Here is a 25,321-nt window from a genome sequence, read left to right as displayed (position 1 = left end):
ACTTGGGCGGCGCCTCCGCCGTCCACCCCGCATCCCGCCAGACGGCACGGCGCGGCTCCCCTCGCTCCCCGCCTAACGCGCCAGTTCCAGCCGGTAGCTGAAGGCCTCGGGCCGGTAGGTGCTGGCCTCGAAGTGCAGCGGCCGGTCGTCCGTGGTGAACACCGTGCGCTCCACCCGCAGCACCGCCGCCGGCTCACCCAGGCCCAGCAGCTTGCGCTGGCGCGCCGTGGCCAGCGCCGCGCCGATGTCCACGGCCGCGCGCGTCACGCGCAGGTTGAGCGCGCTCTCGTAAATCGTCAGCAGGTCGGTCTGCGCCAGCGCGGCCTCGTCCAGCGTGTCGCCCACGGTGGGTTCGATCCAGATGCCGTTGAGCGACAGCGGCTGCCCGTCGGCGAAGCGCAGGGTCTGCAGCTCGACGCAGGGCGTGCCCGCCGGCAGGCCCAGGGCCTGGGCGGCGCGCGCCGGAAGTCCGGCCCGGCCCAGCGAGAGCACGCGGGTAAGCACCTCGCGCCCCTGCCCGCCCAGGGCCTCCGACAGGCCCTGCAGGCGCGAGAGCTCCTGGCGCACCGGCGCCGGCGCCACGAAGGAGCCCTTGCCCTGCACGCGCACGATCAGGCCATCGCCCGCCAGGTCGGCCAGCGCCTGGCGCACGGTGATGCGGCTGACCCCGTGCCGCTCGATCAGCTCGTTCTCGCTCGGCAGGCGCTCGTGGGTGCGCCAGTCGCCGCGCAGAATGCCCGTGCGCAGCGCCTCGCGAACCTGGGCGCGCAAGGTCAGGCCGTTGCCCGCGGGTGTCGCTGATCCTGGAACGGTGTTTGCTTCACTTGTCATGACTTGTTATATCAAGTTGAATCCGACCACCCGCCGGGTGCCCCTCCACTTTGTCAGGAGTTTCACATGTCCACCCCGTTCCGCGCCCTTTCCCGCCGCCTCATCCTCGCCGCCGCGCTGGCCAGCGCGGCCGGCACCAGCCTGGCGCAGGCCGCCGGCTACCCCAGCCGCGCCGTCACCGTCGTGGTGCCTTTCGCACCGGGCGGCAGCGTGGACGCCGCCGCGCGCCTCACCCTGCAGGCGCTGAGCGAGCGCATGAAGCAGCCGTTCGTCGTCGAAAACGTGGCCGGCGCCTCCGGCACCATCGGCACCCAGCGCGTGGCCCGCGCCGCGGCCGACGGCTACACCCTGCTGTTCGCCGTGGCCAGCCCGATCAATGTGGCACCGGTCGTCAAGCCCTCCATCGTCCGCTACGACGTCTTCAAGGACTTCGCGCCCATCGCCACCGTGGCCAGCTCGCCCTTCGTGCTCATCGGCAGTCCGAAGCTCGGCGCCGCCGGCACGACCGAACTCATCGCCGCCGCGCGGCAGGCGCCCGGCAAGCTCAACTACGGCACCGACGGCGTGGGCACGTCCATGCACCTGACGGCCGAAATCATCAAGCTCGGCGCAGGCGTGGACATCGTGCATGTGCCTTACAAGAACGGCCCACAGGTGCTCACCGAGTTGTCGGCCGGCCTGATCGAACTCGCGGTCATGCCGATCTCGCTCGCGCAGCCCTTCATCAAGGACGGCAAGGTGAAGGCCTACGGCGTCACCACGCGCCAGCGCTGGCCGTCCATGCCGGAGATCCCCGCGCTGGCGGAGACCCCCGCCCTGAAATCGGTCGACGTGGACGCCTGGTACGGCCTGTTCGCGCCCGCCGGCACGGACGCGGCCATCGTGCAGCGCGTGGCCGATGGCCTGCGCGACGTGCTCAAGGACCCGGCCGTGGTCGAGAAGATGAACACCGCCGGCCTGCGGCCCCTGAGCGTGGAGCGCGACGCGTTCGGCGCCCTGCTCAAGCGCGAGCGCGAGACCCTGGCCGCCGCCGTGAAGGCCGCCGACATCAAACCGGAATGACAGACCCTGCATGACCGGCACCGAAGCCCTCGCCTGGGCCGTGATCGCGCTGGCCGGCGCGGCCATCGGCGCCACGTCCATCGGCGGCGTGCTGGTGGTGCCCGCGCTCAGCAGCCTGTTGGGCGTGCCCCTGCCCGAGGCCATTGCCGCCTCCAGCCTGGCCTTTCTCGTCACCGGCGCCTACGCGCTCACAGGCAAGGCCTCGGGCGCGCTCGCGCACCTGCAACGCGACGCGCCGCTCATGCTCACGGCCCTGCTCGGCGCGGGCGCGGGCGCCGCGCTCGCCGCCTGGGCACCAGGCGACGCGGTGCGCGGCTGGATCGGCCTGCTCGCGCTGGCCTCAGGCGCGCATGCGCTGTGGCGCCTGCACCGGCCCTACCCCCGCGCCGACCACCCCTGGCCCGGCCTGGGCGGGCAGATCGCACTGGGCCTGGGCGTGGGCCTGGGCTCGGCGCTGTCGGGCACCGGCGGCCCGGTGATGCTGCTGCCCATCCTCATGCTCATGCGACGCCCGCTGTCGCGCGCCATCGTCGCCGCACAGGTCATCCAGTTGCCCATCGCCGTCGCCGCCAGCGGCGCGCACGCCCTGGCTGGCCGGCTCGACTGGCGCCTGGGCGCCACCATCGCCGTCGCCCTGCTGCTGGGCGCCTGGGCCGGCCGCCGCCTGGCGCGCCGCGCCAACCCCCGGCCGCTGCAGGCCGCCACGGCCGCCGTGCTGCTGGCCACCGGCGCCTGGTTCCTTCTCGCCTGACCACGAAAGCCCGCCATGGACCTGAGAACCGCCCTCGGCGCCCCTGAAGCGCTGCTGCGCCCCGAACTCACCCTCATCGACGAGGTGCCGCAAGCCGGCCTGGCCGTGCTGCTGCGCGATGGCCATTTCGCCGACATCGGCCCCACCGATGAGGTGGTGCAACGCCACCCCGGCCTCACACCCGTCGACCTGCCGCGTCGCCTGCTCATGCCGGGCTTCATCGACACCCACCACCACCTCACGCAGTCCTTCGGCAAGGCCCTGGCCTTCGGCGAGCCGTCGGAGATCTTCCGCCGCATCTGGGTGCCGCTGGAGCAGCACCTGAGTGAGGAGGCCCTGCACGTCTCGGCCCGCCTGGCCGCGCTGGAGGCGCTGCGCGGCGGCTTCACCACCGTGTGCGACGCCGGCACGCGATCCGAGCTGGGCCTGCAGGCGCTGGAGGCCGCCGTGCGGGAAAGCGGCATCCGCTGCGTGCTCGCGCGCACCTGCAACGACGCCGGCCTGGACGAGGCGGCCGCAGCGAACATCGTGCGCGAGGCCGAGCGCCACCTGAGCGCCCACCACCCCGAGGGTCTGCTCCACGCCTCGCTGGCCATCTCCATCCCCGAGGCAGCCGGCGACGCCATGCTGGCCCGCGTGGCCGCGTTGTGCCGCGAGGCCGGCGCGGTGTTCCAGGTGCACCTCAACGAACACCTGGCCTCCATCGAACGCTCGCTCATCGCGCGCGGCCGGCGCCCGCTGGAAGTGCTGCACCAGGCGCGCGCCCTCGGCCCCGAGCTGCTGGCCGCACACGCCACCATGGTCACGCCGCACGAACTCGCCCTGCTGCGCGACAGCGGCGCGGCCGTCAGCTACAACCCCGTGGCCAGCAGCTGGAAAGGCAACGCCGTGGCGCCCGCGCTGCTGATGCACGGCCTGGGCATCCGGATGGGCCTGGGCACCGACGGCACGCGCAGCGACGGTTTTCGCCTGATGGACGCGGCCGAGACCGCGCAACGCCTCACCAGTGGCATGGACGTGGGCGATTTCTCCACCGGCGCCGGCTGGACCTGGCTCGCCATGGCCACCGCTGCGGGCGCCGACGCGGCGGGCCTGGCGCGGGTCACCGGGCGCATCGCCCCGGGCCTGGCGGCCGACGCCCTGCTCATCGACCTCGACGTACCCGAGCTCACGCCGTCCTGGGACCTGGGCTGGGAGCTGGTGCGCCTGGCCCACCGCGGCCAGATCGAGGCCGTGCTGGTGCAGGGCCGCCTGCGCCTGTGGCAGGGCTGGCCCGTGGACTGGGATGCGCGAGCCCTGATGCACCGCGCCCGCGAGCTCGCCCGCGAGGCCGTGGCCGCCGCGCCGATCCAGCGCATCCATCCGACTTCTGCGCAGGCGCCGCGCGCCATGTGATCACACCTCCGTCATGATTGCTCGCGCCTCTTGCGCGAGACTGCGCCCCCGAAGCAACAGGGTGGGGACGAGCGCATGGACGCATGGCACAGGCACTGGCTCGGCCGGGCACAGACCGCAACGAACCGACAGGAACTGACGTCGATCGCCAGCGACGCCGCGCAAGCGCTCGGCTTCGAGCGCTTCTGCTATTTGCAAAGCACCTGGCTGCTGCACTCGCGGGCGGTGGTGCTCACCCTGCACAACCACCTGATCTCGCGGCCCCCGCACGACCTCAGCCGCGCCGACGCCGATCCGGCCATCGCGCACTGCCGGTTCTCCAACCTGCCCTTCGTGTGGCGGGCATCTGCCAACGGCGCGGGCTGGGCGCAGGGCGTGTCCTCCCCCCGTGCCCTCGGTGTGCGCGGCATCTTCAGTCTCACACGCGAGGGGCCGCCGCCCGACGATGGCGACCTGCAGCACGTGGAGCCACTGCTGTCCCTGGTCAGCAAGGCCATCCACGACGCCATGCTGCGCATCGAACGGCCCACCCGCAGCGCCACCCTCACCGAGCGCGAGCGCGAGGTGCTGCGCTGGACCGCCGTCGGCAAGACCTCCACCGAGGTGGCTCAAATCCTCACCATCTCCGAGAACACCATCAAGTTCCACATCAAGAACGCCACCCACAAGCTAGGCGTGGCCAACAAGACGGCGGCCGTGGTCAAGGCCGTGCTGATGGGCCTGCTGCACTGAGCACGGGCGAGTGCCCTGCGCGGGCCGCGCCACTGCCCGATCAGGTAGTAGGCGGTGCCCGGCCAGGGTGCTCGAATGCGGCCCCGCCACCTCCCACCACCGCCCGCCATGACCCCATCCGCCACCGCCTGCAGCAAGGGTTTGAAGCTCGTCGCCGAGCGCGAGTCCAACGCCCGCACCTACGCGCGCACGTTCGACCGCCTGTTCACGCGGGGTTCGCTCTCCACCATCTGGGACAGCGATGGCCGCGACTACATCGATCTGCTGGCCTGCGCGGGCGCCCTGCCGCTGGGCCACAACCACCCCACCGTCATGGCTGCGGTGGGTGAATTCCTCGGCGCCGGCCACCTTCAGCAGGGGCTCGACCTCGCCACACCCAGCAAGCTGGACTTCATCGAGCAGCTCCTGAGCACCCTGCCCCCCGCCTTCGCGCGCGACTGCCGCCTGCAGTTCTGCGGCCCTTGCGGCGCCGACGCCGTCGAGGCCGCGCTCAAGCTCTTCAAGACGGCCACCGGGCGCCACGCGGTCATCGCCTTCCACGGCGCGTACCACGGCATGACGGCCGGTGCCATGGCGCTCATGGGCAACCTGGGCCCCAAGACGCCCGTGCCGCACTCGGGCGCCGGCGTGCACTTCTTTCCGTTCCCCTTCCCCCACGCGCGGCATTGCCCCTTCGGCGTCGGCGGTGAAGAAGGCGAGACCCTGAGCCTGCGCTACCTCGACCGCGCGCTCGGCGACCCCGAAAGCGGCATCACCCCGCCCGCCCTGGTCATGGTCGAGGCCATCCAGGGCGAAGGCGGCTGCATCCCCGCCTCGGCCCGCTGGTTGCGCGGGCTGCGCGATATCACCGCGCGCCATGGCGTCCCTCTTGTCATTGACGAGGTGCAGACCGGCTTCGGCCGCAGTGGTCAGATGTTCGCGCACGAGATCGCGGGCATCGTGCCCGACGCGATCGTGCTGTCCAAGGCCCTGGGTGGTGGCTTTCCGCTCGCGGTGCTTGCCTACCACCAGCGCCACGACGCCTGGCTGCCCGGTGCGCACGCGGGCACCTTCCGCGGCAACCAGATCGCGCTGGCCGCTGGCGCGGCCACGATGCGCTTCCTGCGCGACCACGACCTGCCTGCGCGCGCCGCCGCCAGCGGCGAGCGGCTGCGCCAGGGCCTGCGTGAACTCGCCGGCACCTTCCCCTGCCTCGGCGACATCCGCGGCCGCGGCCTCATGCTGGGCCTGGAGATCGTGAGCCCTCGCGACGGCGCGCCCGACGGCGCCCTGGCCCGCCGCCTCAAGCGCGCCTGCTTCCACCAGGGCGTCATCGTGGAAACCGGCGGGCGCCACGGTGCCGTGATGCGCCTGCTGCCGGCGCTCACGATCAGCGACGACGACATCGACAAGGCCATGCAACGCATCGGGGAGGCCCTGCGGGCCTGTGCAGCCGAACGCGAACCTGCCGCCGCCTGATCTCCCTTCATCACACCCCCCGCACGTACCCACTCCGAAACCAGTCCCATGTCCGACCCCATCCGCCCCTACGCCCGCTTCACCGTTCCACCGCTGTCCGACGACGCCATGCGCGAGTTCGACACGCTCCCCCTCGACCCCTATACCGGCGGCTCGCAGCGCTACCGTCGCTTCTCACAGTTCCGTCTCTGGTACGAAGGAGACGACTGGCGCACGGAACGGCTGCCGCACCGGCCCTTCATCCAGTCCCGCCAGTACAACGGCGTGGTGGGCGGCGTGCGCCGCGAGTTCGAGCCGATCCGCTTCGACCCCACGCCCCAGGTGGCGGCGGGCGCCCGCGCCGCCTGGCTCGAACAGGACCGGCTCTACCAGATCAACGTGCACCAGGTGCGGGTGATCACCTCTACCGACATCAAGGGCATCGCCGTGCCCGAAGGCCCACACCGCGACGGCCACGACTTCGTCATGAACGCCATCTTCTCGCGCCACAACATCACCGGCGGCGTGAGCCAGCTCATGCCCACGGGCGGCGGCCCCTGCTTCTTCGAAGACGTGCTGCAGCCGCAGGAAGCCATCGTCATGGCCGACGACAGGATGTGGCACCACGCCACCGACATCCTGCCCGCTGGCCCGGGGCCGGGGCATCGCGACATCATGATCGTCTCGTTCAATGCCTGGGAACGGCGCCGCTACGGCGAGGAATTCGAGCGCCGGCTGGGCGCGCTGAACCACGAGCCCGTGCCCGCATGAGGAGCGCCTTCCGGTGAGCACCCGGCGCCTGACGGCTCTGCTGTGGACCATCAACCTGTCCGCCATTTCGGCGAGCATGTTCGTCTACCTCTACCTCGCCCAGCACGCCTACCACACGCTCGACAATCTGCTGGTCTCCGAGTTCGTGCTCGTCGCGCCCCTGGTGATGCCCGTGCTGCTGGCCTTTCAGCTCAACCAAGTGGCCGCGCGCGTAGGGCCGCGCCCTCTGCTGTTCGCAGCCAACGCGGCAGGCGCGTGCGGCTGCGCCGTGTTGTTCCTGGCCACCACCCTGAGCACCTGGAGCGTGCTGATCGGCGCGGCCGTGGTGGGCACGCTCGATGCCCTGCAGCGCGTGGCCCGCATCGTGGCCATCAAGCGCTACTTCAGCGCGCAGGACGTGCGCCACACCGTGCCACTCACCCTCACCGCGCAGTTCATTGCGGGCGCCCTGGCCGGTGCCCTCCTCGCCTTCTTTCCGGGCCGGCTCACCCTCTCGGGCGCCGCCCTCGCCACCACCTCGCTCATGGGCCTGGCGGCCGCCTGCGCGCTGTGGCTGCCGCACCCGGCGCCCGATGCCACCGGCGAGCGCTCCACCGCCAGCCTCACGCACGCCGTGGCGCTGCTGCGGCACACCCCCGCGCTGCGCGACAGCCTGCTGGGCTTCGTGCTGCTCGGCGCCTGCTTCCAAGGCTTCTACAACCTCTCCCGCGTGGCCTTGCCCGCCCACCACCTGGGATTGCCCGGAACCTTCCATGTCGGCGTGCTCCAGATCACCGCCAGCCTCGCGGCGGTGTTGGGGGCACTGGCCTACAGCGCGCTCAGCCGCCGTCAGCGCGCACCGGGCCTGGCGGTGGTCACCCCCGTCTGTGCCATCGCCATGCTCGCGGCCTGCGAGCTGCCCGGCGTCGCCGCCAGCTTCACCAGCTACTTCGTCTACTTCTTCTGCTTCGAACTCGCCTTCTTCCGCTTGCAGAGCGACATCGTGCTCGCCACGCCTCCGGCCAACATGCCGCTCGTGGCCACGCTGCAGTACGCGCTCGTCTATGCAGGCCTGATGCTCACCGGAGGCGTCGGTGCCCTGCTCATCGGGCCCATCGGCCTCAGCGGCACGGCCCTGTGCCTGGCGCTGGGCTACTTCGCCGGCCAGGCGCTGTTGCGGTGGCTGGCACGCCGCGTCGTCACGCCTGCCTCCGCCCATCCCACGCTGCCCGAACCATGAACCTTCCCCACATCGCCTTCGTTGACTCGACCATCGCCGGACTGAACGCCTTCCGCTCGGCACGCGAATTGGGGTGTCGCGTCAGCTTCATCGAACCACGCGACAGCTCCTTCCTCGCCATCTCCAGTGCCGACGCGGCGCGTCTGCGACCGCACTTGATCCACCTGCACGAGCACCTGCGCATTCCCTCCCTGGGTGGCGACGGGCTCGTCGACGCGCTGCGCGAACTCGGCGAGCGCCACGGCAGGCTCGACGCCGTGATCACCACCTCCGAGGCCGCCATCCTGCCCGTGGCACGGGCGGCCGAGGCCATCGGGGTCCTCACGCCGGGCGCCAACGCCCTGGAGAACGCCGTCTTCAAGGACCGCTGCCGCGCTGCGCTGCGACGCGCGGGCCTGCGCTCACCCGGCTTCGAGGTGATAAGCGAGGACCAGTTGCTGGCCGGGCAGGCGCCGCGCCTGCGCGCCCCCCTGGTCGTCAAGCCCACGCGCGGCTTCGGCAAGCAGTTCTCGGCTGTGTGCCGCACCGAGAGCGATTTCCAGCGCTTCGTCGCCACGCTGCAAGACGCGCGACGCCAGAGCGACCCCATGATCAACCACATCGTCAACCGCGAATACATCCTCGAAGCCTACGTCAGCGGCTCGCTGCATTCCGTCGAGGTCGTCGTGGTCAACGGCGACGTGCGCATCTACGCCACCACCACGCGCTACCGTTCGCGCCACAACGAGCTGCTGGAAATCGGTTACTGCATGCCCTCGGGGCTGAGCGCCGAACGCCGGGTGGCCCTGGAGGCGTATGTGCGCGAGGTGTTCCAAGCGGTCGATCTGCGCTTCGGCCTGTACCACGTGGAGGTGATCCTGGAAGAGGATGGACCCTGCCTGGTCGAGATCAACGGCCGCATGATGGGTGGCGTGGGGCCACAGGCCTACGAATCGGTCTCAGGCCAGGACGCGTTCCGCTGGCTGGTGCGCCTGCACCTGGGCGAAGACATCACGCCCGACCCGGCCGCCATCCAGGGCGCAGCCACCGTCGTACTCATCGGCGCGCGCGAGGCGGGCACCGTGTCCGGCGCTTTCACTCAGGCCCGGCTGGATGCGCTGCTGCAACGCCACGGCATCGGCTTCTGCACCTTGAACCTCGCACCCGGCCAAGCGCTGAGGCGCTTCGAAGGCAATGTCTCGGTGCTGGGCCACGCCATCGTGCCCGGTCCGGACGCCGCCGCATCCGCTCGTCAAGGCCAGCGCTTTCTGCACGAACTCGACGAACTGCTGGGCGTGGAAGTGGCCAAGTACGAGCTGGACCCCGAAGCGGGACACTGACCCACAGCCCGGCCGGCGCGGTGCCTACCGCTTTCCGCCGAACAGGTCCTTGATGCCCTCACCCAGGCGGTCCCCGAGGTTGGCCCCCGCCCCCGTGCCCACCCCCGGCATCACCGCCGTGCCGATGGCCGCGCCCAGCAGCGCCGCACGCGTCAGCGTCACCTGCGGGTCGTCCAGGGTGCCGCCCACGGCCAGCGGCACGCCCACCACACCGGCCGTGGCGCCGCGCGTCACGTCCACGCGCACCCGGCCCGACAGCGCGCGGCTCGGGGAAATCGCCACGTCGCCCGTGGCCGCCAGCAGGCCCGAACTCGCCACCAGGTTCGACAGCTGGATGGCCTTGCCCCGCGTCGACACCTGACCCGCCAGCGTGTCGAGCTGCGTGAGGCCGCCGCTGGACAGGCCCACCGTGCTCACGGCCCGCACCAGGTCCAGGCCGTGCAATGTGGCGCCGGTCACCGTGAAGCGCGTGTCGCTGCGCAGGGCCGTGACCAGTGCGTCCGCGCTCACGCGCTCGGGAAAGCGCGCACCCAGCGTGGTCTCGGCCTGCAGCCGCCCCGTGAGCGGCTTGCTCGGCGCCGTCAGGGCCGACACCTCCACGTTGTCGGTGCGCAGCGAGCCTTCGAGCACCACGCGCCGCTCCGCCGCGCCAGGCCCGGGCAGTTTCACCTCGACAGGTCCGCGCACCCGGCCACCACCGACGCGAGCGTCCAGCGCCCAGGCCGTGGCCTCGCCCTCGCGCCGCAACGTGGCCGTGGTGCCGCGCAGCGCCCCGCCCACGATGGCCAGATCCGCCTTGGCCGGCCACCCGTCCTCGGCGAAGCGCAGATCGGCGTTCACGGTGGTCCGCGCGCCATCGGCCGCCAGCCAGCTCACCTCGTCGAGCACCAGCTCGCGCGGCAGCAGCGAGAAATCGATCGCTTCATCGCCGTCCGCCGGTGCTGGCTTGGCGTTCGCCGCTCCGATACGCGCGCCCAGGAGCGCGATGGTGGCCTCGGGCAGCACCGCCTGGCGCACCACCAGGGTCTGCACGCGCAGTTGCCCGGCCAGCAAGGCCGACCAGCGCGGCCGAAGTTCCACCCGCTGCAACGACAGCGGCGTGCGCGCCTGCACGCTCAGGCCGTCCACCGCGACGCCCGGCACCGGCCACAGCGCCAGGCCGATGGCCTGTGCGCGCACCGGCGCCCCTAGCAGCTCGCTCGCCTCGGCGGCCAGGCGATCGCGAAAACCCTCGCCCGTCACCCAGCGCTGCAAGGCCAGCAGCAGGCCCGCCAGCACGAGCAGGGGCAAGAGGAACCACAGGGCGAGTCGGGTGAATCGGCGCATGCCGAAATTGTGCCCAGGGAGTCCCGCCAAAGGAGGCAGGGGCCCTGCCGTTCGCGGCGCCGCCACGCCCTCACAGCGGGCGTTGACGCCACGCGAACAAGGCCCCCACGGCCAGCGCCACGGCAGAGAACACCAGGCCACGCGCCAGGCCGCCCGGGCCGTCGCTGATCAGGCCCGTGAGCACCGGGCCCACGATGTGCCCCACCGCGAAACAGATGGTGAAGCGGCTGATGCCACGCGCCCACGCCGCCGGCGGCAGGTTGTGGCGCACGAAGGCCGTGGTCGAGGCCACCACCGAAAGAAAACAAACGCCGAACAGCAGGCCCGACACCAGCGCCACCACCCACCCGCTGGCCAGCACCGGCAGCAAGGCGGCCACCGCCAACAAGGCGTTCAAGCGCGCGAAAGCCCCACCGCCGCGTTCGCGATCCAGCAGGCTGGCCCACACGCGCGGCGCCACCACCACCGCCACGCCCAGCAAAGTGAAGTAGGTGGTGATGCCCGGCGCCGACAGGCCCTGCTCGCGCAGCAGCGCCACCGAGAAGGTCATGTAGCCGATGTAGCCCGCGCCGAACAGGCCATAGCCCATCAGCAACCAAGCCATGTCGCGCAGGCTTGCAGACGTTTGGCCGATCGCTGCGCCAGGCACCTCGCTCACGGGCGGCGCCGATCCGTCCAGCACCCGCACCGGCCAGGCCATGAAGGCCGAAGCCAGCGCGCACAGCAGCGCCAGCCCCCACCAGGCCCAGGCCCAGGCATGCGCCTGGGCGGCGGCGGCGTGCAACAGCAGCGGCACCGCCAGCGCCGAAGCCACGATGCCCAGGCCTGCACCGCCGTAGTACAGGCCCAGCAGCAGGCTGCCACGCGCCGTGTCGCGCGCGGCCAGGCGAGCCGCGAGCAGCCCGCCCGCGATGAACTGGAACGCGCTCAGCACCCCCGCCAGCAGGCGTTGCGCGAGCAGCGCCCCCGGCTCCACCAGAAAGCCCGCCACACCCATCAGCAGCGTGGCCAGCCAGCCGCCCCACAGAAACAGCGCCGACGGCCCCAGGCGGCGCATGAGCAGCGGCGTCAACAGCGCGCCCAGCAGGTAGCCCACCGCGTTGACCGTGTTCATGCTGCCCGCCAGGGTGTAGCTCCAGCCCAGGTCGTCGCGCATGGGCGGCAACAACAGGCCGTAGGAAAAGCGCGTCACGCCCAGCGACACGGCGGCGCCAAGCGAAAGGGCCAGGGCCAGGCGCATCAGCGGCAGCGGTGTCGGCGGGTGCATGGCCGGCATTGTGGATGCCGGCCCTGGCACGCGCTGTCGCGCCGGTCCTTCGACCCCGCCACGCACTGGCCCTGTGCCGATCGCGCCGCAGGCCGTAGAGTGGCCGCATGAACGCCCCGGTCATCTCCTCCGAACGGCTCGTGGCCCTGCGGCGCCAGGAGTCGGAACGCTTCGTCGCCACCCACCCGCGTTCCATGGCCCAGGCCGAGGCCGCGCGCGCCCACTTCCTGTTCGGCGTGCCCCTGCACTGGATGCGCGACTGGCCAGGCCCCGCCACGCTGGCGGTCGAACGCGCGCAGGGCGCCACGCTGTTCTGCGCCGACGGCCTGCGCTACAGCGACTTCTGCTTGGGCGACACCGGCGCCATGTTCGGCCACAGCCCCGAGCCGCTGGCGCAAGCCATTGCCCAGCAGGCCGAACGCGGCCTGACCTGCATGCTGCCGTCCACGCACGCCCTGGCCGTGGGCGAGGCCCTGCAGCGCGTGTTCGGCCTGCCCGTCTGGCAGCTGGCCCTGTCGGCCAGCGACGCCAACCGCTTCCTGCTGCGCTGGGCGCGCGCCACCACCGGCCGGCCCCAGGTGCTGGTGTTCGATGGCTGCTACCACGGCGCGGTGGACGACACCCTCGTGGACCTGGACGCGGCCTCGGGCACCACCGTGCGCCGCCCTTCCCTGCTGGGCCAGGTGCACAACCACCACGCCCACACGCGCGTCGTGCCGTTCAACGACCTGGCGGCGCTCGAAGCCGCGCTCTCGCGCCACGACGTGGCCTGCCTGCTGGCCGAACCCGCGCTCACCAACTGCGGCCTGATCCCGCCCAACACGGGCTATTGGCCGGTGGCGCGCGAACTCTGCCGCCGGCACGGCGCGTTGTTCGTGATGGACGAGACCCACACCATCTCCACCGCCCTGGGCGGCTACGCCCGCGCCCACGGCCTCGAGCCCGACGCCCTCGTGGTCGGCAAGGCCGTGGCTGGCGGCCTGCCCTGCGCGGTGTACGGCGTGACGAGCACGCTCGCTCAGCGCATGGTGCGTGCCAAGGAGGCCGCGCCCGAGGGCCACAGCGGCATTGGCACCACCCTCTCGGGCAACGCCCTGGCCCTCGCCACACTGGAAGCGTCGCTCACCCACCTGCACACCGAGGCGAACTACGCGCACATGCTGGCCATCGCCGCCTTGCTGCAGGACGGCCTGGTGAAGCGCCTGCGCGCCGCCGGCCGCCCCTGGACCGTGACGCGGCTGGGCGCGCGGCTGGAACTGCACTACATGCCACGCACACCGCGCCACGCGCAGGACGTGCGCGAACTCGCCCAAGGCGAACTCGAATCGCTGACCCACCTCTTCATGCTCAACCGAGGCGTTCTGCTCACGCCCTTCCACAACATGATGCTCGCCAGCCCCGCCACCACGCCGGCGGACGTGGAACGGCTGCTGAGCGTGTTCGACGAACTGCTCGCCGCGCTGGCCGACTGAGCCTCAGCCAACGCCCACGGGCGACGGTGCCAGGCGAACGATGCGCGTGAACAGCCGGTCGAAGGCCGGGTCGCGCGAACCCTCCGGGCTCAAGGGGTCCACGTGGTTGGCAAAGGCCGCGTCCAGCGCGCGGCGGTCGGCCTCGTCAAGGCATTGCTCGGCGGCGGGCAGCACCACCTGCTCCTCCAGCTTCATGTGGGCCAGGTAGAAGTTCACATAGTCCTTCGCCTCGCTCACGAACTCGCGGCGCCGGGGCTCGCCCAGGTACTCCCAGGCCAGCAAAAGGTGCATCAAGCCGCGCACGCGGTTCTCGCCACCCAGGTGGTCCTTCTCCAGGCGACGGATCGCCTCCATGGTCTGTGGTGCGGCCCGCGCCACGCGGGGAAACAGCAGGTCCGACTCCTTCGGGTGATGCAGCCGTTCGGGAAATTCGCCGATGTAGAACAGCATCGCGCGCAGCACATCGAAGAAGCGCTCGGGACCGTCCGTCTCCGGCCCCCGTTCGATCATCACGAGCATGGAACGCAGCATGGCCGACAGGCTCGCGTGTTCGTCGCGGATGGTGCTCAGGGCGTCGCGCTTCATGGTGTGTCTCCTCGGACTGGGGGTCCACAGCTTCCCACGCGATGGCCGCCCGGGCCTTGACACAGGTCAAGCCCATGAACACATCGCTAACCCGCACGCTTGACCTTGACACCATGTGAAGCTTGAGAATGCCTTTACCCCAACACAGGAGCCATTCCATGAACCAGACCTTCAACGTGCAAGGCATGACCTGCGGCCACTGCGAGCGCAGCGTCACCAACGCCATCAAGCAGCTCGACCCGCAGGCCGAGGTGCGCATCGACCGGCCCCAGAACCGCGTCGAGGTCGACAGCACCGCGTCGCGCGAGAAGATCGCCGCGGCCATCCGCGAAGAAGGCTACACGGTCGCGGCGTGATGGACACCCACGCCACCACCTGGCCGGTCAACATCGGCCAGGCCGCGCAACTCAGCGGCATCTCGCCCAAGATGCTGCGCCACTACGAGGGCCTGGGCCTGCTCGGTGCGGTGCACCGCACCGACAGCAACTACCGCCAGTACGCCGAGTCCGACGTGCACACCCTGCGCTTCATCCGCCGCGCGCGCGACATGGGCTTCACCCTCGACGAGATCCGCGACCTGGTGAACCTCTGGCACAACCGGCGGCGCAGCAGCGACACGGTCAAGCGCATCGCGCAGAAGCACATCGACGACCTGGCCGAACGCATCGCCGCGCTGGAAGCCATGCGCCGCACCCTTCAGGACCTGGTGCAGCGCTGCCCCGGCAACGACCGGCCCGACTGCCCCATCCTGGACGACCTGGGCGGCGGCATCGACACGGATCTTTACAAGAACCTCACAGAGCCTGCCACTTTGCTGCACAGAGCCCGCGCACAGTGAGACCCACGCCACCAGCCGGTGGTCCCAACGTCTCACAGGAGTGCCCATGAAACCCTCGATCTTCGGCCGCCGCGCCTTCGCCGTGACCGCCGCCGCCACCGCCATCACCGCCCTGTCCTTCGGCGCCCTGGCCCAGAGCACCGGTGCGCCGGCCCAGCCGGCGCCCGCCGCCAGCGCCACCCTGTCCCAGGCGCAGACCCCGCGCCACGACCCGCAACGCCACGCGCAGCGCATGGAGCGGATGCAGCAGCGCATCGCCGAGCACCAGTCGCGCCTGAAGGACAGCCTGCAACTGCGACCCGAGCAGGAAACGGCCTGGAACGACTTCCTCGCCAAAACCCGACCCACCGCCCGGCCCGCGGGTGAACGCCTCAGCCGCGCCGATTGGGCCAAGCTCAGCACGCCCCAGCGCCTGGACCGCCTGGACGCCATGAAGGCCGAGCGCGACCGCCAGATGGCCCAGCGCCACGACGCGATCCGCCAGTTCTATGCCCAGCTCACGCCCCCGCAGCAGAAGGCCTTCGACGCGCAGCGCGGCATGGGCATCGGTGGCATGCGGCACGTGGGCCACCACGGACCCACGGACCGGATGCACCGCATGGACCACGGCGGCAAGGGCTTCAAAGGCCATGGCGAACCGCGCCAACCCCGTCTCTGACTTCTTCTTACTGAATCAATTACTTAAATTAGTCGTAGTAGATAAGGGGCGCCGTCCGCTGTGGACAAGCGCCCCTTGTCCTTTCGTGACAAGGATTTTTCGATCCTGACAAGTCTGTGTGAAGTACCCGCCTGAACGCGGCACACGATTGGGGACAAACCGCGGTGGGGGCCGCCGGCTGTGGACAAGTCATGGCTTGTCCCGGAATTGCCCACAAAGTTGTTCCAGCGTCCGGTGACAGTTGCTCACCAAAGGCCGCGACACCCGCTGCTACACTGCGCGGCTTTCGCCCGCCCGCCTTTCGCAATGCCCGTGTCCCTCGGCGGCCAAGCGCCCGCCAGCTTCGACCTCAAGAGCGTTCACCTGCCGCTGCTGGCGCTGCTGCTCAAGTCGGGCGACCTCGATCTGCTGCGCCGCGAGTTCGGCCAGCGCTACGGCGACCAGCCCGACTTCTTCGACCACGACCCGCTACTCATCGACCTGCAGGGCCTGAGCGGGGACGAGGCCCTGCCCGACCTGCTGCAGGTGAGCGAGCTGCTTCGCGCGCACCGCCTGCACCCCGTGGCCGTGAACGTGGCGGGCGAGGCGCAGCGCGCCGCGGCCCAGGCCGCCGGGCTGCCCCTGGCCGACGCCCCGCTGCTCACGCGCCAGGGCAAGGCGGCCGAACCGGCCGCCAGTGCGGCGCCCGCGCCTGCGCCGCCACCCGTTCCGGCGCCCGGTGCCCTGGTCATCGACAAGCCCCTGCGTTCGGGCCAGCAGGTGTACGCGCGCGGGGGCGACCTCGTGGTCATGGCCATGGTCAACCCGGGTGCCGAGGTCATCGCCGATGGCCACATCCACGTTTACGCGCCGCTGCGCGGCAAGGCCATGGCCGGCGCGCGCGGCAATGCGCAGGCGCGCATCTTTTCCCTGGCCATGGCGCCCGAACTCATCTCCATCGCCGGCGTCTACCGCACCAGCGAAGTCCCCCTGCCTGAATCCCTGCTGGGCAAGCCCGCCCAGGTGCGCCTGCACAGCAACGCCGAGGGCGACCGGCTCGTCATCGACGCCCTGCCGACCTGAACCTTCACACGCATCCACGGAGCCATTCCATGACCCGAATCGTCGTCGTCACCTCCGGCAAGGGAGGGGTGGGCAAGACCACCACCAGCGCCAGCTTTGCCACCGGCCTGGCCCTGCGTGGCCACAAGACCGCCGTCATCGACTTCGACGTCGGCCTGCGCAACCTCGACCTCATCATGGGCTGCGAGCGTCGCGTGGTGTACGACCTGATCAACGTCATCCAGGGGGAAGCCAACCTCAACCAGGCGCTCATCAAGGACAAGCAGGTCGACAACCTGTTCATCCTGGCCGCCAGCCAGACGCGCGACAAGGACGCCCTCAACCAGGAAGGCGTCAAGCGCGTGCTCGACGACCTCAGCGGCATGGGTTTCGACTACATCGTCTGCGATTCGCCCGCCGGCATCGAAGCCGGTGCGCTCATGGCCATGCACTACGCCGACGAGGCCCTGGTGGTGACCAACCCCGAGGTCTCCAGCGTGCGCGATTCCGACCGCATCCTGGGCATGCTGTCCAGCAAGACCCGCCGCGCCATCGAAGGCAAGGACCCCATCAAGGAGCACCTGCTCATCACGCGCTACAACCCCACGCGCGTGGCCGACGGCCAGATGCTCTCGCTGCAGGACATCCAGGACATCCTGCGCATCCCGCTCATCGGCGTCATCCCCGAAAGCGAATCGGTGCTGACCGCGTCCAACCAGGGCACGCCGGCCATCCACCTCAAGGGCAGCGACGTGGCCGAGGCCTACGGTGACGTGATCGATCGTTTCCTCGGCCACGACAAGCCCCTGCGCTTCATCGAAGCCGAAAAAGCCGGCTTCTTCAAGCGCCTGTTCGGAGGGAAATGAGGCATGTCCCTGCTGTCCTTCCTGCTGGGTGAGAAGAAGAAGACCGCGTCGGTCGCCAAGGAGCGGCTGCAGATCATCCTGGCGCACGAGCGCTCGGGGCGCAGCGCCGCCGAACCCGACTACCTGCCCTCCCTGCAGCGCGAGCTGGTGGCCGTGATCGGCAAGTACATCCGCATCAATCCGGACGACATCAAGGTCCAGCTCGAGCGGCAGGACAACCTCGACGTGCTCGAGGTCAAGATCGAGCTCCCCGAGCGCCGCTGAGCCTCGACCGGTAAAATCCTTGGGTTTTGCGCGCGCCACCGCGCACCAGGCCCGGCCCCCCGCCCCGGGCCGATCGCCGGCCATCGCCCCCAGATGGCCTTTTTCACGCCCCCTGCCACCGTGGCCGATTGCCGGTCGCGGGCGCCGCCTGTGTGCCGGGCGCGTGCAATCTATCGAAAGGACCGCATGGCCAAGGAAGAACTGATCGACATGATGGGCATCGTCAACGAGGTGCTGCCCGACACGCGTTTTCGCGTCACCCTCGACAACGGGCACCAGCTCATTGCCTATTCCGCCGGCAAGATGAAGAAGAACCACATCCGCATCCTCGCGGGTGATCGCGTCTCCCTCGAACTTTCGCCTTACGACCTCACCAAGGGCCGCATCAACTTCCGCCACCTGGAAGGCCGTGGCCCCGCGACGCCGCGCCGCCGCTGAGCGGGCAAAGCGTCACGCTCCCGCCCCGATCGGTCACTGAACCCGATCGGAGGCTTTCAGCGCACCGGGTCAACGGCCGAGAACATGGCCAGGGCTCCACCGGAGCCAACGTGTTCAAGGTGACCCATGTTCGTGCGCTCCCCCGGCTTCGGTTTCGTTTCGGCCCTGCTGGCCCCCCTGGCCCTGGGCCTGCCTCTGGCGGTCAACGCGGCCCAGGACGATGGCGCCGCACCGGCCACCGCCGCCAGCGCGCCCGAGATCTGGCTCAACGTGGGCGGCTTCTCCCGCCACTTCGACCGCAGCAACCGCTACAACGAGCGCAACTTCGGCTTCGGCATCGAGTGGCGCACCTCCGAGCAGGTCGCCTTCATGGCCGGTGTCTACGACAACAGCCTGGGCAAGCACTCGCAGTACGCGGCGGTGAACTGGCAGCCCTGGAGCCTTGGCCCGGTCAAGCTCGGCGCGGCCATCGGCGTCATGAACGGCTACCCCGCGCTCAAGCGCGGTGGCACCTTCTTCGCCGCCCTGCCCATGGCCTCCATCGAAGGCCGGCGCTTCGGCATCAACCTGGGCCTCATCCCTTCCATGAAGAACGTGGACGGCGCGTTCATGCTGCAGTTCAAGCTGCGCGTGAACTGAACGCGCGCCGGGCGACCTGTGGTCGCGTGGGGTCGGGCGCGCAGCGCTAGCATCCACAGCCCTGTTTCCCACGCCGATCGACCACCATGGAATTCGCCACCTGGCTTGCTTTCTTCGCCGCCTCCTGGGCCATCAGCATCTCGCCCGGCGCGGGCGCCGTGGCTGCCATGAGCGCCGGCCTATCGCACGGTTTCCGCCGCGGCTACCTCACCACCCTCGGCCTCGTGCTGGGCATCTGGACGCAGATGCTGGTGGTGTCCGTGGGCCTGGGCGCGCTGGTCACCGCATCCAGCACGGCCTTCCTCATCGTCAAGTGGGCCGGCGTGGCCTACCTGGTGTGGCTGGGCATCCAGCAATGGCGCGCGCCCGCGCGGCCCCTGGCCAATGGTGATGAAGCGGCCACCAGCCGCCGCCCGCGCGACCTCATCACGCGCGGCTGGATCATCAACGCCCTCAACCCCAAGGGCACGGTTTTCCTGCTCGCCGTGGTGCCGCAGTTCCTCGACCTTACGCAGCCGCTGGCGCCGCAGTACCTGGTGATCGGCCTGACCCTGGGCTTCACCGACCTGGTGGTGATGGCGGGCTACACCGCGCTGGCCGCGCGCCTGCTGCGCACGCTCAAGTCCACCGCGCACATCCGCGCGCTCAACCGCGTGTTCGGCACGCTGTTCGTGGTCGCGGGCGGCCTGCTCGCGATGTTCAAGCGCAGCGCGTGAGGGTCAGTGCAACTTCACCAGGGGTGTTGCCCGCTTCACCAGAAACCGGGCCACCGCCAGCGTCGCCGTGCGCGCCGTCCCCAGCACCGCCTGGTGGTGCATCAGGTGCAGGCTGGTGTACATCACCCGCGCCAACAGCCCCTGCACGAACCACGTGGATCCGAACAGGTTGCCCATGAGGCTGCCCACCGAACTCTGCGTGCCCAGCGACACCAGCGACCCATGGTCGCGGTACCGGTACGGCTCCTTGTCGAGCGCGCGGCCTTCGCTCAGGTCGCGCAGCCGCCTGGCGAGGTAGCTCGCCTGCTGGTGCGCGGCCTGCGCGCGTGGCGGCACCAGGCCACCGCCCGGCAGCGCGCAGGCCGCGCAGTCGCCCAGTGCGTGAATCGCCTCGTGGCCCTTCACGCGCAGGTCCGCCTCCACCTCCACCTGACCTGAGCGGGTCACCGGCAGGCCGAGCTCGCCCAACAGCGCCGGCGCCTTGATGCCGGCCGCCCACACCACCAGGTCGGCGGGGAAGCTGCGGCCCTCGGTGTCGGTCACCGCGTCGGACGTCACGCCCGCTACGCGGCATCCTGTGACCACGTTCACCGCCCGCTCGCGCAGCAGCGCAGTGGCCGAGGCCGACACCCGCTCGGGCAGCGGCGCCAGGATGCGATCCGCGCCTTCGATGAGGGTGAGCTGCACGTCGCGCAGGCCATCGAGCCGGCGAAAACCGTAGCGCGTGTGCACCTGGCTGGCCTCGCGCAGCTCGGCCGCCAGTTCCACGCCGGTGGCGCCGCCGCCGATGAGGACCACGCGCACCGCGGCCTCCACGCCCGCGCTTTTGCGCAGCTCGGCCGCCGTCAGCAGCTTGAGCATGCGCTGGCGGAAGCGCTCCGCGTCGGCCGGCTGGTTGAGCGACATGGTGTGCTCGGCCGCGCCGGGCACGTTGAAGTGGTTGGCCGTGCTGCCCAGGGCCAGCACCAGCTGGCCATACACGAGCGTGCGCTCGGGGATGAGTTGCTCCCCATGCTCGTCGTGCACCGCGTCCACGGTGATCACGCGCTGATCGGCGTTCAGGCCCTTGAACGCGCCCAGGCAGAAGGTGAAGCGGTTGTCGTGCGCGAGCATCTCGTACGACAGGCCCTCCTGGTGGATGTCCAGCGTGCCCGCGGCGACCTCGTGCAGCGAGGGTTTCCAGATGTGGAAGAGCTGGCGGTCGACGAGGGTGACGCGCTCGGGCCCGAGTCGGCGGCCCAGCTTGCAGGCGAGCTCAAGGCCGCCGGCGCCGCCGCCGACGATCACGATGGGGTGGTTCATGCCAAGGTCCTTCGCGGCAAGGGCGCCGCACTGGGCCGGATCATGCCAAAGGCGAGGTGGCCGACGCGGGGCGGCGCGTCCGGGTGGAGCTCTCACGAAGCTTTGATGAGAGAAGGCCATGGGGAACACGGTGTCCGGCTTCATTACCCAGGCCCCACCTTTTCAACCGAGTCGAAGCAAGCCATGGAACGCAAGCAAATACAGGACAAGAAGCCGTTTCACTACATCGGGAAGCGATTCAGCGAACTCCACAACGCGGTGAGAGACAGGGTGCAAAGCCCCCGCGAGGACGGGGCCAGCGACCAGCAAGTGCTGAAGGCCGCGATGAAGGCCGCGCAGCGCCAGTACAAGAAGCAGCCCGAGCGTCTGGTGCAGCTCAGCGAGTTCCTGGCGGCGCTGAAACTGCCAGACGAGCAGATGAAAGCCTTCCTCAAGACCGGGTTCATCGACCACTTCATGGCCTGCGTGGAGCGGGCCGCCTTTGACAACGCAGAGGTCAGCGGAGACGCCGCGTTCTGGCGCGGGGTGCTGATCAGCCTGCAGCAGACCTGCGGCCCCGATGCGGCGCGCCAGCTGTTCGTGGTGTGCAGGCCGTCGCTGCAGGACCAACTGTCCCTGCCGCATTCGGCCTACGCGCACATCCACATGGAACCGCCGGCACCGCTCAAGCGCTCGCCGCTGATGTCGTTGATGGACGACGCCCTGGCGGCCGCCGATCAGGCGTGCATGCAGGCGGTGGGTGCCAGCGAGTCGATGGACAAACGGGAACGCAATCTGCGCTTGAACGACCCGTCTGAAAAGCAAAAGGCCAGGGTGTTGAACGACCCGTCGCTGCATGGCCACGTCGACCGCCTCGTCAACGCCATGGGAGATGACCCGGACGCTCTGAGCGAAACGGTCCTGGCGCTGCGCCCCCAGTTCGGAACCTGGGTCGGCACGTCCGTCGTCGGTGTGCTCATGACCAGCCTGATGCGGCGGGCCTGCGAACGACAGCAGGCGTTCGATCTGCCGGCCTTCGTGGCGGCGCTGGCCCGGGCGGGCTTCCCCAGCGCGGCCATGCGTTCGCTGGGTGTGTCGTTTGCCCTGGCCGCGCACTGGTCGGACGGGTTCCTGGACCAGGTGGTCGACAGCGTCCGGCAACGGATCTGCGGGTCCGACACACCACTTGACCCGAACGAAAAGCCCTTGTGGGACCGTTGGGTGAAAGAGCTGATGTTTCAGGGCTCCAAGCGCGCCATCGACTGGAGCCGGACCCAATGGATCGCCTTGCACGAGGTCGAAGACCGCTTGCAGCTCACCACGCCCACCGCCCGCTCCCTCAACGGTCCCGGTGTTCCCCCGCCAGAATCGATCGGTCACTTGAGCGCTGGCGCGCCCGACGCCGGGTCCGAACCCATGGAAGACCTTCTGAGGGCGGGACAGCAGGCCCTGACCCAGGCGCTGAGCGGGGCGGTTTTTTCCACCACCGGGGACATGACGGCCAGGATCTGTCTGACGACGGTGTCGGACCCGGAGGTGAGCCGCTGCTTCGGTGCGATCTGGGCACGGCGCGGCGAAGGCCCGCTTCCGCCGCAGGAACTGGTGGCCTGGCTGCAGCGCCTCCCAGCCCGCGACAAGGCCCTGGTGCTGCAGGCCCTGATGCACGCCGCGCTCCAATCGGACCCGCCGGCGCTGGACCTGAAGGCGTTCATGGCGCTGGCCCTGAAGGATGTGGGCCTGCGCAGCGAGCACATGATCGGCTTCGTGGCCGTGCTGTTGGCGGCGCATGCAGGAAGGGCCGCCCTCAGCCCATTGCTGCAGGCCCTGGGCGAGATGGCCTCCCTGCCAGGGCTGGAGTTGCAGCACCTCATCGTTCTACTGGACTTGCTCAAGCAGTTCGAGCCCCAGCTCGCGAAGGCCCATCGCCGGAACGAACTGGATCCGCAGGCGTTGGACAAGGCCCTCAACGAGGTGGACAAGGCGATTCAGCGCAAGGATGCCGAGCGATTGAAGCGCGCTCAGGCGGAGGCGGCCCTGGGCGCATCCCCCCGGCCTGTCGCTTCATCGGTGCAGCCGGTGTCTCCGTCTCTCAACGACAGCCTGAGCGGTCTGTTGAAGGCCGCCAGGCAGGCCTTGGGGCCGTTCGCGAACGACCGCAATGCGGTCATCTTCCCGAAGTCCTGTTTGAAGATGGTGTCGGACCCGGCAGTGGAAGAGGCATGTGGCGCCATATGGGAGGCCAGCGGCGAGGGGCGGTTCTCGCTGGACGGCGTGATGCAGGCCATGAAGGGCTTCGATGCCCACGACAAGACCCTGGTCTTGCTGGGTATGTTGTTTCCCAGGCTGGCATCGCGGGGCCTGGACAATGGTCTGGAGAGCTTCCTGATCACCCTCCTGCGGGACGTCCCCATGCCGGGCAACTACGCGCCGGCACTCGCCGCCATCCTGCTGAATGCGTATCCGCGCGACAAGCGCCTCACGCAGTTGATCGACTGCCTGCTGTCCTTGCTTCCTCTCTCCGAGCTCCGTGGCCCGGCATCGGATCGCTTGAAGTTGCTGTGCAAGGAGGTGCAATTCCAGGCCTCGAAAGCGCGCACCCTGTCGGCGGCCGACGCCAATAGGCTCATCCAGCGCCTCGATCAGTGAAGCTCAACACGGCTGGAAAGCGATCAAGGCCCTCGCAGCAGGGTCTTCATGGGCAGCACTTGAAGCAGAGCCTCGCCGTGCGTGGCCGAAGGGCTTGAAATTCCCTGGAAAAGCCTGAAGTGACTACAGTGTCGGCTTCGGTCTGAAAGGAGCAGCGCCATGCAGATCAAGGACCTCTCGCGCGCCACCGGCGTGGACATCGAAACCATTCGCTACTACGAGCGCCAGGGCCTGTTGCCCGAGCCCGCGCGGCGCGACAACGGCTACCGCGACTACGCCGGCGAGCACCTGGAGCGCCTGGCCTTCATCCGCCACTGCCGCGCGCTGGACATGCCTCTGGCCGACGTGCAGCGCCTGCTGGGCTTCCTGGACGACCCCGATTCGCACTGCCAGCACGTGGACGGCCTGGTGGACGAACAGCTCGCGCGCGTGCGCGCCCGCCTCAAGAGCCTGCGCGCGCTGGAGAAGCAGCTGCTGCGCCTGCGCGAGCGCTGCCAGGATGGCGAGGACGGCTCGAGCTGCGGCATCCTGGACGAACTGGTGTCGGCCGCGCACGGCGAGGCCTGCGCCTGCCATCCCGGCATCGCCTGAACCTCTCTCCTGCAACCCATCGCCGCCCATGCGCCCCATCACCCTGCACCGCCTCGGCCCCGACGACCACGCCCTGCTCCTGCGTCTGAACGCCATGTTTGCCGAGGCCTTCGGCGACGACGAGACCTACCGCGGCGCCCCGCCCGACGAGGCCTGGGCGCGCGAGGCCCTGGGCCGCCCGAACGTGATCGCCCTCGCGGCGCTCGATGGCGAGGCTGTGCTCGGCGGCCTGGTGGCCTACGAACTCGACAAGCTCGAACGCCGCCGCCGCGAGGTCTACCTCTACGACCTCGCCGTGGCCGAGTCGCAGCGCCGCCAGGGCATCGCCACGCGGCTCATCGACCACCTGCGCGCCATCGCGCGCGAGCGCGGCGCCTGGGTGGTGTACGTGCAGGCGGACTACGGCGACGAGCCGGCGATCGCGCTGTACACCAAGCTCGGTGTGCGGGAAGACGTGATGCACTTTGATCTGCGGATGGCCTGACACGAGGCCCCATCGTTTCTTATTGCGATCGACAGGAAGCCAAATAGGCCGTCTTGTCCGCGAAGTTGGAGCATTCCATCCCGTCGAATGGGTTGTAAATGGGTTGGTCGACCTGCTGATGTGCGGCCTTCAGCATGACGTAGGTCGTCCCTGCGCGTTCCACACTGTCGCCAATCTCCAGAATCTGGCCAGGCAACACGACCACGTGGTCTACCAAAAAGCCCGTGGCAATGTTTTTCTTTGGTACATCCTTGCCCAGAACAAAGATGAACTTCTTGCTGGCGTCGACAGGTCGCTCAAGCTGCCAATCTTCCGCATTCGGCAAATGTATGCTGGCAGACTGAATCCCCAGATCGGCAATGTGAGTGCCAGGCGTCGTGAGCCTGGTCACCGCCTCGGGGCGCACATACTGGACTCTGAACGCGTATTGATTGTCGCAATCGCACTGCGAACGAAGATCCTCAAGCAACTCGACGGTTGAACTCTGGAGTCGATGGTCGTCACACTTGGCGACCTTGCGCAAATCACCATTGGGAACGGCTGCGCCGTTCTCGACGAATTCCGGTATCGACTGAACGTGTTCTGCCTTGGACGACTTCAGCAAGTGAGCAATATCCGTATGCGGATAGCCTCGCTTGCCATGATCGTCCAGCAGCTCCGTCAAGGTCGGCGACGACGGCGGCAGCGTGTTG

The 25,321-nt window shown here is 69.7% G+C and carries 27 protein-coding genes; 21 read left to right on the top strand and 6 right to left on the bottom strand.

Going from position 1 to position 25,321, the window contains the following annotated elements; all coding sequences use genetic code 11:
- Positions 1 to 72: 72 nt before the first annotated feature.
- Positions 73 to 831 (bottom strand): GntR family transcriptional regulator, encoded by a 759-nt coding sequence (locus GTO19_RS04205; protein WP_291017418.1) that lies wholly within the window; start codon positions 829 to 831, stop codon positions 73 to 75.
- A 66-nt stretch (positions 832 to 897) separates the two neighbouring features.
- On the opposite strand from GTO19_RS04205, the gene GTO19_RS04200 reads away from it, so the two are divergent.
- From GTO19_RS04200 to GTO19_RS04165, 8 genes are all read left to right on the top strand, one after another.
- Positions 898 to 1,893, top strand: coding sequence for a tripartite tricarboxylate transporter substrate binding protein (locus GTO19_RS04200; protein ID WP_291017416.1), 996 nt, complete (start codon positions 898 to 900; stop codon positions 1,891 to 1,893).
- Positions 1,894 to 1,903: 10 nt separating this feature from the next.
- Positions 1,904 to 2,644 carry a sulfite exporter TauE/SafE family protein gene (locus tag GTO19_RS04195; RefSeq protein ID WP_291017414.1) on the top strand — a complete coding sequence of 247 codons (741 nt, stop codon included), beginning with the start codon at positions 1,904 to 1,906 and terminating at the stop codon, positions 2,642 to 2,644.
- Positions 2,645 to 2,659: 15 nt separating this feature from the next.
- Positions 2,660 to 4,039, top strand: coding sequence for an amidohydrolase family protein (locus GTO19_RS04190; protein WP_291017412.1), 1,380 nt, complete (start codon positions 2,660 to 2,662; stop codon positions 4,037 to 4,039).
- A gap of 75 nt (positions 4,040 to 4,114) precedes the next feature.
- Positions 4,115 to 4,771 carry a LuxR C-terminal-related transcriptional regulator gene (locus tag GTO19_RS04185; protein WP_291017410.1) on the top strand — a complete coding sequence of 219 codons (657 nt, stop codon included), beginning with the start codon at positions 4,115 to 4,117 and terminating at the stop codon, positions 4,769 to 4,771.
- A 108-nt stretch (positions 4,772 to 4,879) separates the two neighbouring features.
- Positions 4,880 to 6,229: a diaminobutyrate--2-oxoglutarate transaminase family protein gene (locus tag GTO19_RS04180; RefSeq protein WP_291017408.1), complete on the top strand. Its 1,350-nt coding sequence runs from the start codon at positions 4,880 to 4,882 to the stop codon at positions 6,227 to 6,229.
- 48 nt (positions 6,230 to 6,277) lie between these two features.
- Positions 6,278 to 6,979, top strand: coding sequence for a 2OG-Fe dioxygenase family protein (locus tag GTO19_RS04175; protein ID WP_291017406.1), 702 nt, complete (start codon positions 6,278 to 6,280; stop codon positions 6,977 to 6,979).
- A gap of 13 nt (positions 6,980 to 6,992) precedes the next feature.
- Positions 6,993 to 8,198 carry an MFS transporter gene (locus GTO19_RS04170; RefSeq protein ID WP_291017404.1) on the top strand — a complete coding sequence of 402 codons (1,206 nt, stop codon included), beginning with the start codon at positions 6,993 to 6,995 and terminating at the stop codon, positions 8,196 to 8,198.
- Positions 8,195 to 9,517: an ATP-grasp domain-containing protein gene (locus GTO19_RS04165; RefSeq protein WP_291017402.1), complete on the top strand. Its 1,323-nt coding sequence runs from the start codon at positions 8,195 to 8,197 to the stop codon at positions 9,515 to 9,517. Before GTO19_RS04170 ends, GTO19_RS04165 begins: the two co-directional genes overlap by 4 nt.
- 24 nt (positions 9,518 to 9,541) lie before the next feature.
- Here GTO19_RS04165 and GTO19_RS04160 read toward each other — a convergent pair whose 3' ends face one another.
- Both GTO19_RS04160 and GTO19_RS04155 read right to left on the bottom strand, forming a co-directional pair.
- A complete protein-coding gene (locus GTO19_RS04160) occupies positions 9,542 to 10,843 on the bottom strand; it encodes an AsmA family protein (RefSeq protein WP_291017400.1) in 1,302 nt (433 codons plus the stop codon).
- A gap of 70 nt (positions 10,844 to 10,913) precedes the next feature.
- Positions 10,914 to 12,119, bottom strand: a complete 1,206-nt coding sequence (locus GTO19_RS04155; protein WP_291017398.1) for a YbfB/YjiJ family MFS transporter — start codon at positions 12,117 to 12,119, stop codon at positions 10,914 to 10,916.
- Positions 12,120 to 12,217: 98 nt separating this feature from the next.
- Between GTO19_RS04155 and GTO19_RS04150 the strand changes: the two genes are divergently transcribed.
- A complete protein-coding gene (locus GTO19_RS04150) occupies positions 12,218 to 13,582 on the top strand; it encodes an aspartate aminotransferase family protein (protein WP_291017396.1) in 1,365 nt (454 codons plus the stop codon).
- 3 nt (positions 13,583 to 13,585) lie between these two features.
- Here GTO19_RS04150 and GTO19_RS04145 read toward each other — a convergent pair whose 3' ends face one another.
- A complete protein-coding gene (locus GTO19_RS04145) occupies positions 13,586 to 14,167 on the bottom strand; it encodes a hemerythrin domain-containing protein (protein ID WP_291017394.1) in 582 nt (193 codons plus the stop codon).
- A 158-nt stretch (positions 14,168 to 14,325) separates the two neighbouring features.
- Between GTO19_RS04145 and GTO19_RS04140 the strand changes: the two genes are divergently transcribed.
- From GTO19_RS04140 to GTO19_RS04100, 9 genes are all read left to right on the top strand, one after another.
- Positions 14,326 to 14,523 (top strand): heavy-metal-associated domain-containing protein, encoded by a 198-nt coding sequence (locus GTO19_RS04140; protein WP_291017390.1) that lies wholly within the window; start codon positions 14,326 to 14,328, stop codon positions 14,521 to 14,523.
- Positions 14,523 to 15,005 carry a Cu(I)-responsive transcriptional regulator gene (cueR, locus tag GTO19_RS04135; protein WP_291017388.1) on the top strand — a complete coding sequence of 161 codons (483 nt, stop codon included), beginning with the start codon at positions 14,523 to 14,525 and terminating at the stop codon, positions 15,003 to 15,005. Before GTO19_RS04140 ends, cueR begins: the two co-directional genes overlap by 1 nt.
- Positions 15,006 to 15,051: 46 nt before the next feature.
- Positions 15,052 to 15,663 (top strand): Spy/CpxP family protein refolding chaperone, encoded by a 612-nt coding sequence (locus GTO19_RS04130; protein ID WP_291017386.1) that lies wholly within the window; start codon positions 15,052 to 15,054, stop codon positions 15,661 to 15,663.
- A gap of 306 nt (positions 15,664 to 15,969) precedes the next feature.
- Positions 15,970 to 16,725 (top strand): septum site-determining protein MinC, encoded by a 756-nt coding sequence (minC, locus tag GTO19_RS04125; protein WP_291017384.1) that lies wholly within the window; start codon positions 15,970 to 15,972, stop codon positions 16,723 to 16,725.
- Positions 16,726 to 16,754: 29 nt separating this feature from the next.
- Positions 16,755 to 17,570: a septum site-determining protein MinD gene (minD, locus tag GTO19_RS04120; protein WP_291017382.1), complete on the top strand. Its 816-nt coding sequence runs from the start codon at positions 16,755 to 16,757 to the stop codon at positions 17,568 to 17,570.
- 3 nt (positions 17,571 to 17,573) lie between these two features.
- The gene (minE, locus tag GTO19_RS04115; RefSeq protein ID WP_009515173.1) at positions 17,574 to 17,834 is read left to right on the top strand and encodes a cell division topological specificity factor MinE; all 261 of its coding nucleotides are present in this window, start codon (positions 17,574 to 17,576) and stop codon (positions 17,832 to 17,834) included.
- Between the two features lie 186 nt (positions 17,835 to 18,020).
- On the top strand, positions 18,021 to 18,272 hold the full coding sequence (gene infA / locus GTO19_RS04110) for a translation initiation factor IF-1 (protein WP_035622498.1): 252 nt from the start codon (positions 18,021 to 18,023) through the stop codon (positions 18,270 to 18,272).
- A 126-nt stretch (positions 18,273 to 18,398) separates the two neighbouring features.
- The gene (locus GTO19_RS04105; protein WP_291017374.1) at positions 18,399 to 18,911 is read left to right on the top strand and encodes a hypothetical protein; all 513 of its coding nucleotides are present in this window, start codon (positions 18,399 to 18,401) and stop codon (positions 18,909 to 18,911) included.
- 86 nt (positions 18,912 to 18,997) lie between these two features.
- Positions 18,998 to 19,627 (top strand): LysE family transporter, encoded by a 630-nt coding sequence (locus GTO19_RS04100; RefSeq protein WP_291017372.1) that lies wholly within the window; start codon positions 18,998 to 19,000, stop codon positions 19,625 to 19,627.
- Between the two features lie 3 nt (positions 19,628 to 19,630).
- Here GTO19_RS04100 and GTO19_RS04095 read toward each other — a convergent pair whose 3' ends face one another.
- Positions 19,631 to 20,929: an NAD(P)/FAD-dependent oxidoreductase gene (locus GTO19_RS04095; RefSeq protein ID WP_291017370.1), complete on the bottom strand. Its 1,299-nt coding sequence runs from the start codon at positions 20,927 to 20,929 to the stop codon at positions 19,631 to 19,633.
- A 183-nt stretch (positions 20,930 to 21,112) separates the two neighbouring features.
- On the opposite strand from GTO19_RS04095, the gene GTO19_RS04090 reads away from it, so the two are divergent.
- From GTO19_RS04090 to GTO19_RS04080, 3 genes are all read left to right on the top strand, one after another.
- The gene (locus tag GTO19_RS04090) at positions 21,113 to 23,554 is read left to right on the top strand and encodes a hypothetical protein (protein WP_291017368.1); all 2,442 of its coding nucleotides are present in this window, start codon (positions 21,113 to 21,115) and stop codon (positions 23,552 to 23,554) included.
- Between the two features lie 159 nt (positions 23,555 to 23,713).
- Positions 23,714 to 24,145: a Cd(II)/Pb(II)-responsive transcriptional regulator gene (gene cadR / locus GTO19_RS04085; RefSeq protein ID WP_291017366.1), complete on the top strand. Its 432-nt coding sequence runs from the start codon at positions 23,714 to 23,716 to the stop codon at positions 24,143 to 24,145.
- 28 nt (positions 24,146 to 24,173) lie between these two features.
- Positions 24,174 to 24,629 (top strand): AAC(3)-I family aminoglycoside N-acetyltransferase, encoded by a 456-nt coding sequence (locus tag GTO19_RS04080; RefSeq protein WP_291017364.1) that lies wholly within the window; start codon positions 24,174 to 24,176, stop codon positions 24,627 to 24,629.
- Positions 24,630 to 24,648: 19 nt separating this feature from the next.
- Here GTO19_RS04080 and GTO19_RS04075 read toward each other — a convergent pair whose 3' ends face one another.
- Positions 24,649 to 25,293, bottom strand: coding sequence for a hypothetical protein (locus GTO19_RS04075; protein WP_291017362.1), 645 nt, complete (start codon positions 25,291 to 25,293; stop codon positions 24,649 to 24,651).
- Between the last annotated feature and the right edge of the window lie 28 nt (positions 25,294 to 25,321).

This window comes from Hydrogenophaga sp., assembly GCF_011772445.1.
Classification (GTDB): Bacteria; Pseudomonadota; Gammaproteobacteria; order Burkholderiales; family Burkholderiaceae_C; genus Hydrogenophaga.
Note: the sequence above shows the minus strand (reverse complement) of the source record. Positions and strands in the feature narration are given on the sequence as shown.

Bases quoted from the DNA above. Each gene is read 5' to 3' on its own strand.
- GTO19_RS04175 (WP_291017406.1), top strand. From the start codon at position 6,278: ATGTCCGACCCCATCCGCCCCTACGCCCGCTTCACCGTTCCACCGCTG.
- infA (WP_035622498.1), top strand. From the start codon at position 18,021: ATGGCCAAGGAAGAACTGATCGACATGATGGGCATCGTCAACGAGGTG.
- cadR (WP_291017366.1), top strand. From the start codon at position 23,714: ATGCAGATCAAGGACCTCTCGCGCGCCACCGGCGTGGACATCGAAACC.
- GTO19_RS04200 (WP_291017416.1), top strand. From the start codon at position 898: ATGTCCACCCCGTTCCGCGCCCTTTCCCGCCGCCTCATCCTCGCCGCC.
- GTO19_RS04165 (WP_291017402.1), top strand. From the start codon at position 8,195: ATGAACCTTCCCCACATCGCCTTCGTTGACTCGACCATCGCCGGACTG.
- GTO19_RS04160 (WP_291017400.1), bottom strand. From the start codon at position 10,843: ATGCGCCGATTCACCCGACTCGCCCTGTGGTTCCTCTTGCCCCTGCTC.
- GTO19_RS04180 (WP_291017408.1), top strand. From the start codon at position 4,880: ATGACCCCATCCGCCACCGCCTGCAGCAAGGGTTTGAAGCTCGTCGCC.
- GTO19_RS04105 (WP_291017374.1), top strand. From the start codon at position 18,399: ATGTTCGTGCGCTCCCCCGGCTTCGGTTTCGTTTCGGCCCTGCTGGCC.
- minD (WP_291017382.1), top strand. From the start codon at position 16,755: ATGACCCGAATCGTCGTCGTCACCTCCGGCAAGGGAGGGGTGGGCAAG.
- GTO19_RS04190 (WP_291017412.1), top strand. From the start codon at position 2,660: ATGGACCTGAGAACCGCCCTCGGCGCCCCTGAAGCGCTGCTGCGCCCC.
- GTO19_RS04195 (WP_291017414.1), top strand. From the start codon at position 1,904: ATGACCGGCACCGAAGCCCTCGCCTGGGCCGTGATCGCGCTGGCCGGC.
- minC (WP_291017384.1), top strand. From the start codon at position 15,970: ATGCCCGTGTCCCTCGGCGGCCAAGCGCCCGCCAGCTTCGACCTCAAG.
- GTO19_RS04080 (WP_291017364.1), top strand. From the start codon at position 24,174: ATGCGCCCCATCACCCTGCACCGCCTCGGCCCCGACGACCACGCCCTG.
- GTO19_RS04205 (WP_291017418.1), bottom strand. From the start codon at position 831: ATGACAAGTGAAGCAAACACCGTTCCAGGATCAGCGACACCCGCGGGC.
- minE (WP_009515173.1), top strand. From the start codon at position 17,574: ATGTCCCTGCTGTCCTTCCTGCTGGGTGAGAAGAAGAAGACCGCGTCG.
- GTO19_RS04140 (WP_291017390.1), top strand. From the start codon at position 14,326: ATGAACCAGACCTTCAACGTGCAAGGCATGACCTGCGGCCACTGCGAG.
- GTO19_RS04095 (WP_291017370.1), bottom strand. From the start codon at position 20,929: ATGAACCACCCCATCGTGATCGTCGGCGGCGGCGCCGGCGGCCTTGAG.
- GTO19_RS04100 (WP_291017372.1), top strand. From the start codon at position 18,998: ATGGAATTCGCCACCTGGCTTGCTTTCTTCGCCGCCTCCTGGGCCATC.
- GTO19_RS04150 (WP_291017396.1), top strand. From the start codon at position 12,218: ATGAACGCCCCGGTCATCTCCTCCGAACGGCTCGTGGCCCTGCGGCGC.
- cueR (WP_291017388.1), top strand. From the start codon at position 14,523: ATGGACACCCACGCCACCACCTGGCCGGTCAACATCGGCCAGGCCGCG.
- GTO19_RS04090 (WP_291017368.1), top strand. From the start codon at position 21,113: ATGGAACGCAAGCAAATACAGGACAAGAAGCCGTTTCACTACATCGGG.
- GTO19_RS04155 (WP_291017398.1), bottom strand. From the start codon at position 12,119: ATGCCGGCCATGCACCCGCCGACACCGCTGCCGCTGATGCGCCTGGCC.
- GTO19_RS04130 (WP_291017386.1), top strand. From the start codon at position 15,052: ATGAAACCCTCGATCTTCGGCCGCCGCGCCTTCGCCGTGACCGCCGCC.
- GTO19_RS04145 (WP_291017394.1), bottom strand. From the start codon at position 14,167: ATGAAGCGCGACGCCCTGAGCACCATCCGCGACGAACACGCGAGCCTG.
- GTO19_RS04185 (WP_291017410.1), top strand. From the start codon at position 4,115: ATGGACGCATGGCACAGGCACTGGCTCGGCCGGGCACAGACCGCAACG.